10 protein-coding genes are annotated in these 12,438 nt (G+C 58.8%); 2 read left to right on the top strand and 8 right to left on the bottom strand.

The features are described 5' to 3' along the window. Nucleotides 1-2: 2 nt before the first annotated feature. The 4 genes from CA51_RS03030 to CA51_RS03015 form a co-directional block, all read right to left on the bottom strand. Nucleotides 3-239 carry a type II toxin-antitoxin system Phd/YefM family antitoxin gene (locus CA51_RS03030; RefSeq protein ID WP_145117664.1) on the bottom strand — a complete coding sequence of 79 codons (237 nt, stop codon included), beginning with the start codon at nt 237-239 and terminating at the stop codon, nt 3-5. Nucleotides 240-380: 141 nt separating this feature from the next. Then, nucleotides 381-1,544 carry a hypothetical protein gene (locus CA51_RS03025; RefSeq protein WP_145117662.1) on the bottom strand — a complete coding sequence of 388 codons (1,164 nt, stop codon included), beginning with the start codon at nt 1,542-1,544 and terminating at the stop codon, nt 381-383. A 108-nt stretch (nt 1,545-1,652) separates the two neighbouring features. After that, nucleotides 1,653-4,034, bottom strand: coding sequence for a zinc ribbon domain-containing protein (locus CA51_RS03020; protein ID WP_145117660.1), 2,382 nt, complete (start codon nt 4,032-4,034; stop codon nt 1,653-1,655). A gap of 297 nt (nt 4,035-4,331) precedes the next feature. Continuing rightward, nucleotides 4,332-4,805 carry a low molecular weight protein-tyrosine-phosphatase gene (locus tag CA51_RS03015; protein ID WP_231745967.1) on the bottom strand — a complete coding sequence of 158 codons (474 nt, stop codon included), beginning with the start codon at nt 4,803-4,805 and terminating at the stop codon, nt 4,332-4,334. Nucleotides 4,806-5,067: 262 nt separating this feature from the next. Here CA51_RS03015 and CA51_RS03010 point away from each other — a divergent pair, with 262 nt between their 5' ends. Beyond that, nucleotides 5,068-6,024 (top strand): MBL fold metallo-hydrolase, encoded by a 957-nt coding sequence (locus tag CA51_RS03010; RefSeq protein ID WP_145117658.1) that lies wholly within the window; start codon nt 5,068-5,070, stop codon nt 6,022-6,024. On the opposite strand, the gene CA51_RS03005 is transcribed toward CA51_RS03010, so the two are convergent. The 3 genes from CA51_RS03005 to CA51_RS02995 form a co-directional block, all read right to left on the bottom strand. Further along, on the bottom strand, nt 5,987-7,414 hold the full coding sequence (locus CA51_RS03005; RefSeq protein ID WP_145117656.1) for a DUF6513 domain-containing protein: 1,428 nt from the start codon (nt 7,412-7,414) through the stop codon (nt 5,987-5,989). The two genes, CA51_RS03010 and CA51_RS03005, sit on opposite strands and share 38 nt — an antisense overlap. Nucleotides 7,415-7,831: 417 nt before the next feature. Beyond that, nucleotides 7,832-9,184 carry a hypothetical protein gene (locus tag CA51_RS03000; RefSeq protein ID WP_145117654.1) on the bottom strand — a complete coding sequence of 451 codons (1,353 nt, stop codon included), beginning with the start codon at nt 9,182-9,184 and terminating at the stop codon, nt 7,832-7,834. Then, on the bottom strand, nt 9,177-10,181 hold the full coding sequence (locus CA51_RS02995) for an NAD-dependent epimerase/dehydratase family protein (RefSeq protein ID WP_197451549.1): 1,005 nt from the start codon (nt 10,179-10,181) through the stop codon (nt 9,177-9,179). Before CA51_RS02995 ends, CA51_RS03000 begins: the two co-directional genes overlap by 8 nt. Nucleotides 10,182-10,295: 114 nt before the next feature. On the opposite strand from CA51_RS02995, the gene CA51_RS02990 reads away from it, so the two are divergent. After that, complete coding sequence (locus CA51_RS02990; protein ID WP_197451548.1) at nt 10,296-11,339, top strand: glycosyltransferase; 1,044 nt, start codon at nt 10,296-10,298, stop codon at nt 11,337-11,339. Between the two features lie 23 nt (nt 11,340-11,362). Here CA51_RS02990 and CA51_RS02985 read toward each other — a convergent pair whose 3' ends face one another. After that, complete coding sequence (locus CA51_RS02985) at nt 11,363-12,394, bottom strand: class I SAM-dependent methyltransferase (protein WP_197451547.1); 1,032 nt, start codon at nt 12,392-12,394, stop codon at nt 11,363-11,365. Between the last annotated feature and the right edge of the window lie 44 nt (nt 12,395-12,438).

The raw sequence follows: 12,438 nt of genomic DNA, 5'->3' as shown, positions 1-12,438 counted from the left end.
TCTCACGGCATGTAGTCCCTCAACTCATCCAATGGCGCATCGAAATCATCCGCCATGTAGGTCACCGTGCCAGCAAGCGTCCCCGGCTTGCGCGGGGTCGGTGGCGGCGGTGCATCTGTTGCCGTCAGACAAGCAACGGGCTGGCTTCCGTCGGTAATGACCAATGCCTCCCCGGGTGCCATGCTGTGAATCAATTCGGCAAGTTTGGATTGAGCGTCTTCGATCGATACAGTAGCCATTGGCGGTACCTCACTTTTTCTGGCTTGCATATGCATTCTAGAACAGACGGCCACAGCGATCGAGATTTTTCCAGCCAAACGCTTAAGCAACCGAGAGTTTTCGGCTGCGATTCAAGTGGCAAACTTAACAGGAAGGTTCACCTACCCTTGTTGAGAATCTTCCGCTGGCGGCGTCTTGTTTTTGTCGGCCCCTCGCCACCAGCCGATCAAACCGCCCCAAGCCTTACCGATCAGGGTGCCGTTGAGTAGATCTTGGGTGAGCGTCGATTTGGTCTCGTCGAAGTTGTTCCAGATCGCTTCCAAATAAGGCTGGCTCGATTCGGCCAACGTCGTCCACAAACCGCGGACCTGGATCTCGGTCAACGCATCGGCGTAATGCCCGACGATGTGTTGATCGATCAGATTGCCCGCGACCACGACTGACGAGAGCGCCCCCTGAGAGACCAACGACAAGCGGTTCATGCTGAACATCGTCATCGTCGTGGCGACATCGAAGACCGACGTCTCCGCCTTGGTCGCCGCCGTCTCCATCTCCTGCCAGATCCTTTTGATCTCAGCTTGCGGAATCGTGGTCGTTGGATCGATTCGGTTCAGCGCCGCGCGGGTCTTATCGATCGTCTGCTGCAAACCTTCTAGATTGATCGGCGGCGCGTTCAGCGCATCGGCACCTTGGACGCTGGTTTCCTGCAGCGCGTCGATCAGATCGGTGACGTGATCGATCGTCGATTCCTGATCGATCAATCCCTTGCGTTTCAGTTCTTCGCTCAACTGACGCATGTAGGTGCTCGACCCGTACGCGACGTCGCTGATGATCGCCAACACCGTCATCGGCGACATGTGCAACGTCGCCACACCGGCGAAATCGAGCATCCCGCCGACGGTTTGCCGAGCGACCAGCCCTTCGGCTTGCGCGTCTTCGGAGGCGGGTTTGTGCGAGACGACTCCGCCGACATCGTGGATCACAAAATCCAACGACTGCTGGACAAAGACGCGGTAGCTCTTGGACGATCGGAACGCCGTAGGGATCAAGCGAGCCGCTGATTCGCTGGCCAGTCCGCCGACCAATGCGGAAACCGTCCGCGCCGAACGCTCCGGTAGCGACAGTCCAAACAGCAGCGTATCGATCAGACTGCCCGTGGGTTCTGGAGCCGCAGAGGGTTCTGGAGAAACCGGCGGCTCTGAACTCGCCGCTCCCGCCGGATCGACAACGACCGGCCCCTGATCGTTTGCCACGCGAAGCAGTTCATCCGCAGCGGCGTTGTCGCGACTGGCGTTATCGTCGGGGCGGGGCGGTTCGGGTTGCACTGCGTCGACTCCAAAACGAACAAAAAACGACAACGGCTGGTTTGCCGCTGGTTTTGATCGCGATGGCTACAACTGCAAAGAAGCAAAAGCTATCGGCTGCATCAAAAACTACAACGGCTGGATCGACGACAGCTTCAACAGGCTGCCATCGCCCTTGATATCGGCTGCGTTATTTTCAATCACCGCCAGTATCATAACCGTTTGATCCTGATAGGGGAGCAGATCATCTAACAACCCGAAGAGGGTGATCGGTTCGGCATCAGCCGATTCGCCGATGTAGCGAGCCAGTTGGATCGAGTGATATCCGGGACGCGATTGTGCTTTGGTTTTGCCGCCCAGTTTAGCGACCAGAAAAATCCCATCGCTGGTCCGCCGCGACGACGTCAGCCAATAGGGAGCGAGCCCGCCCAGCGACTTCATCAGCGCCGGTGTCTTCGCCAGTTCAGCCATCAACCGCGCCGCCTCTCGCTTGGGATGCTTTGAAAACGGGTTGTCGGAAACCGCTTCGGCCAGTTCCGCCATACTACGGTACAGCGAATTTCGGTTGACCGTGAACTCGGAACTCTCCGGATCGGTTTCAACAGTCATCGCCAACGCTTCGCGAGCGGCTTCCAGTCGCTGTTCGACAAACGAAGGAGGCCGCTTCGGTTCGACCCGCGGGGCTGCTTCGGTAGCTTGCACGATCGCTTCGGATTCGTCCTCCGCCGCGGGTGCATCGGCAGCGGGAAGCTCGATCGATTCGAGCAGTTCGTTGTCTTCGTTCTCCACGACAAATCCGGCGCCGCCAAAATCGTTGTTCGGTTGTGCGCTGCGAGGCACAAATTCGCCGTCGCTCCCCTCGGTCGAACTGCTTCGATTGACCGGCGGTTGGAAGGGCAAGAACTTGGGGAACTTCTCGGGGAAGCCGAAATACAGGATCGCCAGCGCGCCACCGATCCCCAACACGCCGCCGCCGAACCATTGGATCAGCATCTTAACGATCGAAGGTTTTTGGCGACGACGCGGCCGCGGCTGCAGCCCATGCGCCGACATATCGAAACCTTCGGACGCGAGCATCGGCGAATCGTCGAACGTGGCGTAAGCATCGTCTTGCCGCGGCGCCGTCGCAACGTCGACGTTTGCGTCTTCGGCGCTCCATTGATTTGATGATTCCCGCGACGGGACAGCCGCCACCGCCGTGTCGACGCTGTCGGTCCCCGGCGAAACCAGCTGAAGCGCTGGGGCCAATTGATCGGCGAAGCGATTTAATGGATTGGTCTGCCCGCACCAAGGACAACGCACCATCGCGTCGGACGCAGCGGGCGATTCGGGCATCCGGACCGGATCGTTGCACTCGGGACAGACGATCTGCATCACCAAGCTAGCCACTCGCGAACGCTTGGGAGCAGCGGGAGTCACTGCCGCTACCGGTTGCATGTCGTCGATCGTCGGTTCCGATTCGTCCGCGATCTCCGTCTCGGATTCGCGATCGAACTCAGTGAAGCCCAACGGCATTGCGGACTCCGATTGATCGGCGACCAGCGGTGCTTCGGCGTCGTCCGATTCGGTAGTCAGCGATTCGGGAGCTAGCGATTCCGCCGAAACGGGTTCTTCCGATTCGACCAATTCGGTCGCCGCTTCGTCCTCGAGATCAGGCTCTGGCTCGCCACTATCGACTGCATCGAATTCGATGCTCGGCAGTTCGACAGCTTCGTCTTCGTTCGCGTCCTCTGCGGCGACAATCGGTTCGACGTCCAATTCGGAATCGACAACGACCGGCTCCGCAGCCGCCTCAGCCACCGCGGGATCGTCGGTCTCCAGTTCGATCATCAACGGTTCGTCATCGTCAGTCGCAGCGGCATCGACGTCGATCGGCTGCGATGCGTCGTCGTCCGACACTTCGCCAAACGCGACGGGTTCCGCTTCGAAGTTGGGTGTCTGTTCGGCTTCGTCGTCCATCTCCAGATCGATCATCGGCGCCGCGTCGTCAGCATCTTCGTCGGCCGACGTTTCACCCGGCGCGGCAGGTTCAGCTTCGAACCTCGGCGTCTCTTCCACATCGTCGCCCATCCCCAGATTGATCATCGGCAGCGCTTCGTCGGCTGCGTCATCCGCCGACTGCGATGCGTCGGCAGACATTTCGTCGAGCGCAACAGGTTCGACCTCGAAACTCGGCAGCTCTTCCTCTTCGCCGTCCTCTTCGATTTCGATCATCGGCAGCTCTTCGATATCCTCGTCGAAGCTCAGCAGTTCCAGCTCCTGATCGTCTTGATCGGTGGCGTCGGGATCCGAATCGGCCAGAATCTCCCCCTGCGAGAACTCTTCTTGAGCTTGTTCGTTGAAGACCACTTCGGGCTCAGCTGCCGCGGCCTCGGGTTCCGCTGCAGCGGGCAGGAATTGGTCGACTTGGTGAACCGCGCCGCAGTGCGGACACTGCAGCGTCATGTCCGGACTGGCGTTTTCGGGCAGTTGAAGCGATTGGGCGCAGCCGGGGCAGTGAACGACATTCATGTTTTTCGACGCAGTCTGCAGGTATTTCGGAATAGAACGAGTTGACGTCGCGCGATGTTTGACGAGACACGCTGCGGCTTGGAACAGCAGTCAACGTTGCCGATCCGAGCCGCATGGGGACTATCGGAGTATGCTTCGACGAAACTGCGTTGTCAGCCCTTTGCCTGTCCTACCCAAAACAAATTGCCGGAACTGGCAGGGAAAGCTGCAACTGTCGCATCAATCGTAACGATTCGCCGATTTAGCGTGGCTCGGCAAACAGTACGATTCTACAACTTTTCCGATCAGTCTAACCCCTCAAATAGCGCCAGACTTCAGCGACTCCAAGATTTTTGGACAGGCGGCGTCGAGCATCTCCAAGACAAATTCAAATCCCTCATCCCCACCGTAGTAGGGGTCCGGAACGTCGCTCGGCCAATCATCGTCCAGAAAGCTGCTCAACAGCACGATGTTCGCTGATCCGCCATCAACGAGCGCGTTCAGGTCGCGGGCGTTATCGGCATCCATGGCGACGACGAGATCGAAGGCTTGCAGATCCGCATCCGTCACCTGCCGCGCTCGACTCGTCAATTCGAGCCCGCGCTGTTTCGCGGCGGCTCGCATCCGACGATCCGCCGCCTTCCCGGTGTGGAAGCCGATCGTGCCAGCCGAATCGATCGTGATCCGATCGTCCAAGCCCTCCGCTTCGACCAACCGCCGCATCACGCCTTCAGCCGCGGGTGAACGGCAGATATTGCCCATACATACAAACAAGATGCTGCAAGGTTTCAAAACGATCGCTCCGTTGGCTGCCCCGCATCGCAAGGCAAGAATTCAGTTTCGGGAAAGGGAGAGGCGACGACGGACCTCTGCATGAACAGACATCGCGAACGTGCCGACGCGATTGACCAACAAGTTTACGCCCGCCGGCCTCCAGCACCTAGAGTGCCCCAAAGAGCTAGCAGACCAGCGACGATTCTGCCTCCCAGCCGCCGCTTCGGTTGCGGCTTCCGACCAGGTATCCACACGCCGCGCGACCGTTATACTGGCGGCCATGGAAGTCATCACGTTGCAATCGGGAAGCAGTGGCAATTGCGTGTACGTCGAAACCGACGGAGTGCGGTTGCTGTTCGATGCAGGGATCAGCGGTCGCCAAGCTCAAGAGCGACTGGCTCAACACGGCAAAGACATCCACGACGTCGATGCCTTGATCATCTCCCACGATCACAGCGACCACACAAGTTGCATGGGCGTCTACCACCGCAAGTTTGGCCTGCCGATCTATTGCACGCCTGCGACGCACGCGATCGTCGACCGCCGCAAACGCTTGGGGCGTGTCTCCGACATCCGCCACTTCGATGCGGGCGAAACGCTCTGGTTCGGCCAGGTCGCTGTCGAAACCCTCTCGACGCCTCACGACGGTGCCGACGGCGTCGTCTTCATCATCGATAACTCGCGTCGCCGATTCGGGATCCTGACCGATCTGGGTCACGTCTTCGATGGGCTCGAAGCCGCAGTCGCCTCGCTGGACGCGGTCTTGATCGAAAGCAATTACGATCCCGACATGCTCGCCCAGGGTCCCTACCCGCCGGCGCTGCAGGAACGGATCAGCGGTCCCGGAGGACACATTTCGAATCTCGAAGCGGCGCGACTGCTGCAGCGCACCGACAGCTCCCGTTTGCAGTGGGCCTGCCTGGCGCATCTGTCGGACGAAAACAACGCTCCCGACGTCGCATTGCAAACCCATCGCCAACTGTTGGGCAGCGAGTTCCCGGTCTCGTGCGCCGATCGCTTCCTGGCGACCGATCCATTAAAGGTCGAAGATCCGTGCGAAGGGATCGTAGCGGTCTGCGATGCCGACGACGAAACATCATCGACCGATCGCTGCACCGATGCCGATTCACAGCAAAGTGCGCCCGAAAACGCACAGTCGAGCAAACGCAAGTCGTCCCGCAAACGGATCGCAGCGGGATTCAGTCAGCTGACTTTTTTTGACGACGCTTGCCACTGAGTCGGTGATGCTTTTCGTCGCGCGTCAGATGTCCCCAACGCAGCGACTCATCCTGCTCGTAGCGTTTCCCCAGCGTGATCGCCGTCAGCGCCTTGCACATCTCAAAGCCAAGGTAGAAGGCATGCGAAGCGTCGACCTTTTCACCCTGCTCGGTTGCCAACAGAGCTTCAAAGATCTCAAACGGATCGTCGCCGACCAGGTGCAGATCGCGAGAGACCAGCCTGATCTCGTCCGCCTGAGCAAACAACCGGAAGTTGTTGTCTTTGATCCGATCGGCCAATTGCTCGGTATGTCCGGCGGGCAGTTCGTTTAAACGCGGATCGCGCAACATCACCAACGCATCGCTAAGGTTCTTTGGCGGAATCCGCTCTTTGCAAGCCGCGTAGACCATCCGCCGAGCCAGGTCGCATTCGGCAACGCTGCTGCGAGCCCAATTGATCACCTGAGTTGTCAATACGCTTTGAATGCCCAGTTCCTGACAGATCCCCAGCAGCAGAAAGTTAACGCCGGCGGAGTCGACGTCGGTCAGTTCGCTTAGATTTCCGATCCCCATCATCATCGCCGCGTCGGGATGCCGCCGCCGTGTTTCGATATAGCGATTCAGGCTTGCGGCAAACCCAAATCCGATCGGTTCCAAGATCGGATCCAACCGGATCGGCACGTTCCGCTGCGTCAGATATTCCGCAGTTTCGTCCATCGTTTCGATCGCATCGGGAGTGTCGGGAATCACGACCACCTCGGTTCCCCAATCGACTGCCATCTCGCGGTTACTGCGATTGACTGAAAAGACCAATTCGGCACCGGCGGCGCACGCATCGGCCGCTTCGATCGGATCGAGCGTATCGATCGAGACGCGCAAGCCGAGATCGCGCAACATCGGCACGACTTGTTTGATTCCATCCCATCGCTGTTCGGGATTACATCCCAAGTCGATGATGTCGGCGCCGCATGCGGCATAGCCACTTGCGAGCGCCAAAAGCTCGTCGATTTGGCGACTTGGAGCGTGATTAATTTCCGCCACAATTTCGATATCGAAGTCGTTTAGCGATCTTTTTTTATTAGAAAGCGAAAAAAAATTTGGCAGATCGCTGAGGTCTTTTGGCCCGCACTGGACGGGCACATCCAACATCGCATCGATCTCCGCCAGCCCACGCACGCAATAGCCGGGCAGGATCACCGCGGTCGCTTGCGCCGGTACATCCAAATGTCGAGCAAGCCATTTTGGCGTAATCAGTGCAGCCACAGTGATCGGCATCACGCCGATCGAATATTCGAATCCAACGCGAGCCGCAACAGATTCAACAACCTGTCTCAACGAGTGTTCGGCAAGGCGGCCGGTAATGAAGTGGTAATGGCAGCCCAAACCATCGTTTTTACTTGCGTTTTCCATTTACCTATCGTGCGCAGCAGGGCCTAAAAATGGCAAGCGCGATCGCAAAAAGATCGCCACAATTCGTGAAGATTCTGCGTCAGATCGGACACGCCAAGAGTGATTGTTGGCAAGTCGACGCTAGCGACCGCAAGAGGCCGCAGCGTGGCGTTGGCATCAACACCGAATCGAGGTTCTCGAGCGACGCGCCACAACCGCCGCACGTTGCGGCGGAACAAACAATCACAACCACCCTGCAGTCGCAACAGCGAAAGGGTTGCGATCGCGCGAGTCGAACGCGCAGCGGCGGCAGTAAATTTTTTCGCGATCACTATTGACCAAATTTTAAACGAGCATAAAAAAGCGTTCAGGAGAGACTCAATAAATGGCAAGCGTCGCGTGCGGCGAAAGTCATTTGTGGCCGGGGTCTCTCTTTTTTTATGCGCGCACCGAATCGTCATCGCTGCGGAGCGTAAGGTACGCCCAAGTATGCATCGGCAGCACGACTAGCGTGATGCAGATCGCATAGGCGACAACGATCCCTTGAATCGAATAAACATAGCCCGCCGCCCACACAGCCGCGGCAGCTAACACCAGTCCAGGGACGGTGATCAACAGCGGATCGATTCGCCGCGCCAGCACGTAGAAGCCTTGCACCGCAAGCAGATGGCTCGCCAAACACCCAACGCCCAGGATCGCGATCTGCGACGGCAAGATGAAGCGAGCCTCGAAACGTCGATCGATGGCGGGCAGCACAACGACCAACAAGATGAAGACGGCAAACCCAGCGATCAGGATCGATGTCGAAATCGCAGCGGTCCGACGCCACATTGTTCCTGCCGCTTCACGCTCTCCCGAACCATGCAGAGCAGCGGCGACGGGATATTTGGTTTGCACCCACGCCAAGGCGAGCATCTGGATCGCGCCAGTCACGGTCAACGTCATCCCCAACCTCCCGGCGTCGGCCGCGTTCTGGTGAAACAACAGCACGATGATCGTGAAGCACTGCGACGTCACGTGATGCAGAAGGCTGATCAAAGCCATCCGCCACTGCGCCGGAACCACGTCGCGAGCCCATGAAAAATCGGTGGCCGTCTGGACCAGCGACGTGAAGCGGTCAAAGAAATCGCGAAACCGAAAGCGGCTGATGTACCACGCCCACAGCGTTTGAGTTGCGGTCGCCGCCACCAGACACCAGATCCCCGCCCCCAAGGCCAACGAAATCCAAACCGCCAGGCTCCCGCTGACGGCTTGGAAAAAGCGATAGCGATAGATCGACTCGCGGAACCCCGCCCCTTCGAGGATCGCCATCCGGGGAGCAAAGTAGACGGTCAGCGCAGCGCAGGGGACCACGATCGCAAACGGCAACTGCCAAGCGACCGGCGAATCCAATTCGGTTTTCGCCAACGTGTACCATCCAAACGCCAGCGCGACGATCGCAAACAACAGGCTCGCGATCGCAAACCAGACGTTTGATGCGCGAATCAATTCACTCATCCTTCGCGCCGCCTGCTCGCGCCGCTCCTCATCGGCCTCGCTCTCCAAACCGGCCGCTTCGTGTCCCGCGTAACCAACCAGGATGTTCAACAACCCCAGCTCAAAAAAAGCCTGGATCGCGACAAAGCTGAAGACACCGTAATAGACGCCCTGCTGATCGCGACTCAAGAAACTGACGACAAACAGGATCGTGATCGGTCCCGAAAGCCCTTGCCAGATCCGCGACGCCAGCACATACGCAAGCGAACGATCGATCTGCAAACGCTCGACGATGCCTCGCAGTTGGTTAAACATTTTTCCACGACGGTGGCAACTGTTGAACTATCTCGATCGGAGCAGGGCAGGGCGTTGGTGCCGGCACATCCATCTGATTGACAAACGCAGCCATCTTCTTCAATCCGACTTCGAAATCGATCGCATCGCGGTAGACATCCGGAAACGCGGCTCTCGCTTTGGCATGGTCTGCGTGCGCGTGCAGGACCTCTTTGCGAGCCGGCAGGTAATCGATAGTCGCCGTCACGCCCGCGGCTTTGGCCACCGCATCGACTAATTCGTTGATCGACATCGCGCGATCACCGCCGACGTTAAAGACCTGGTTCTTGGCCGCTGCGTTGCCCGGCGACTGGGCGATACATTTCGCAACGACATCGACGTAAGAAAAGCTGCGTGATTGAGAACCGTCACCGAAGACGGGAAAAGGCAGGCCCTGCTTGGCGCAACGAAAGAAGATTCCCATCACGTTGCGATAGGGATCCGAGATGTTCTGCTGGGGGCCAAACACATTGTGGGGACGAAAAATCGTGAAGTCGGGACCACCGTAGTAGTCGCGGAAAGCAGCAATGTGTTGCTCGCACGCCAGTTTCGCAATGCCGTAGGGATCGCAGGGATGACAGGCAGTCGCTTCAGTCAGCGGGCTGTCGGTCGCCGGATGCCCATACGCAGCGATCGACGACGTGAAGACGAAATGGCGAGCCCCAAATCGCGACGCCGCCGACAAAACGTTCGACGTCCCGACCAAATTGTTCATGTAGTTGAAGTTCGGCACATGGTGGCTCAAACCCTCGGCGGCATAAGCAGCCAGATGGACCACAACATCGGGTTTCACCTCGCCAAACAGATCGTCCAGGTCGCAGCAACAATCGCGTTGAACAAACCGTGCACCCTCGGGGACGTTGGCCGCAAACCCGCCGCTGAGATCGTCGATGCCGGTCACGTCCCAGCCCAACTGGAGCATTTCGGTGGCCACATGAGAGCCGATGAAACCTGCAATTCCTGTGATGATGGCTCGCATATTCGCTTCGGGCTCGCTGTCGAATGGTTTGAATCGTCGATGATGCAGTGTAGATTACGCCCTGGAATGCACAATAGTTCGAGCGTAAATGGCACCGCCAGCAAGGGATACTCCATGCGTTTTTTGTTCGTCGTATCGGGACGCGATGTCCCGTCGACGCGTTTCCGAATCTTACCCTATCTGCCATTGTTGGAGTCGGCTGGACATCGCTGCGACGTCGCTTACAGCTTTCCGCAAAAGTACGACCACTTCCGCGCGATCGGTTGGCGGTTGAGCCAAAGGCTGAAACGAACCGTCCGCCACTGGCATTGCCTGCTGGCCAGTCGCCGCAATTACGATGCGATCGTGATCGAACGGGAGGTCTTCGACGACGACTCCTCGGACATCGAAGCCAAACTCCGCAAAGCGACGCAGCGTTTGGTGCTGGATCTCGACGACGGAGTCTTCCTGCGGCACGAAGCGAAGTTCGATCGAGTCGCCAAGATGTGCGACGTCGCGATCGCGGGCAATCGCTGGCTGGCAGACTATCTCGCCTCGCGAACTCCCCAGATCGAACAAATTCCAACTTGCGTTCGGCTTGCCGATTATCCGCTCCGCCCCGCCACAGCCCAACGCGCAACGACGCCTCAGATCGGCTGGATCGGCACGACACATAACGTTCCGTTCTTGCAAGAGGCAGCCCCGGCGCTGCGGACTGTCGCCCGAAAGATCCCGCTGCAATTGGTGGTCGTCGCACCATCGGACGAACGACTCGGGGAAGTCAATCTGGCCGGCGTCGACGTCCGCTTTCGCAAATGGGACCCGCGGACCGAGGTCGAGATGATTCGCGACATGGACATCGGGATCATGCCGCTGTCGTCCGAAGAACCGTGGATGAAATACAAGTGCGGCTTGAAACTGATCCAATATCTCGCCGTTGGGATTCCGGGGATCGCCGCGCCGGTGGGAGTGAACGACGAGATCATGGCGGGAAACGCCGTCGGTCGCGCCGCCAGCAACGACGCCCAGTGGCAAGCCGCTCTCGAAGAATTGATCGGTGACATCCAACTGCGCCAGCAACTGGGAACCGCCGGCCGAGCTCTCGTCGAACAGAAATACAGCATCGAAGGAAACTGGCGTCGCTTGGAAGCAATCCTGACCGGCGCGGCAACTCAGTAGAAAACCGACTTAAACAGCCGACTCTATTTCGGCTTGCGCGCCACGACGGTGATTCGCCCCGAACAGCCCAGCATCGCGATCAGCTTGCCTGGTAACAGCAGCGGCCACCGCATCCACGCTGGCGGTTCGGTGGTGAAGTAGTCCATCCAACGCTGCGGCCAGCGATGGCTGGGGAAATACTTGCCGCCCCACGCCGACACGCTGCCGTACCAATACCGTGTGTTCGGTTGATGGATGATCTTTGGATCCTCGAAACCGAACTCTCGCAGCAGTCGCTTGAGCTGGCTGGCGGTAAAATTTTGTAGATGCCGCGGCGCGTCGTACCCCAACCAATAACGCCCGAAGACGTGACGCTCGATCGCGCCGGCGTTCGGAACGCTCAGTGCTAGCAGCCCGCCAGGAGTCAGAACCCGCAGCGATTCCTTCAGCAGCGCGGCCGGATCGGTGACATGTTCCAAAACCATCCAATAGACGACCGCATCGCGACTGGCGTCGGCGACCTCCATCTCCGAAAACATCCCGCACTGCACATCCAAGCCCTGGCCGATCGATCGCTGCGCCGCCTCGCGACTCGGTTCGACCCCATCGACAACCCACCCCGCCTGCTGCGCCGCCAGCAGAAACTTGCCGTCGGCACTGCCGATCTCCAGCAACCGCGATCTACCAGGGACCGGCGAAGGCGGAAGAAAGGTTGCGTTTTCCTGCCCCAACCAAAACAGAAACCGCTTCAAACCGGGGATGCTTCCAATCGCTCGCCGCAGCGGCGACTTGGGCTCGTCCGCCGCAGAGCTTTCGCCATCGGACGATTCCGGGGCCGCATCGTCCCCGCCGTGGTAGGGTGCATAGTGCTGGGGATAACAGTCCAGCAGCGATGCATCGGTGGGGCGAGGGTTCAGAAACAGGTGCCGACAACCGCAGCAGCGGACGACCGTATAGCGACCAGGAATCCCGTACGTGAAGTCCTCGACCTCATGCAGCGGGCGAGATTCGTCCGCCCCGCACAATGGGCAGGGGACTTCGATGGTATGTATGATGGATAAGGATTCGTGGTTCATCTTGCTTTCCCCGCATGATAGACTGGTGCCTTCATGCCACTTCG

It is taken from the genome of Rosistilla oblonga (genome assembly GCF_007751715.1).
Taxonomy (GTDB): domain Bacteria; phylum Planctomycetota; class Planctomycetia; order Pirellulales; family Pirellulaceae; genus Rosistilla; species Rosistilla oblonga.
This window is presented reverse-complemented; position numbering and strand designations above follow the sequence as displayed.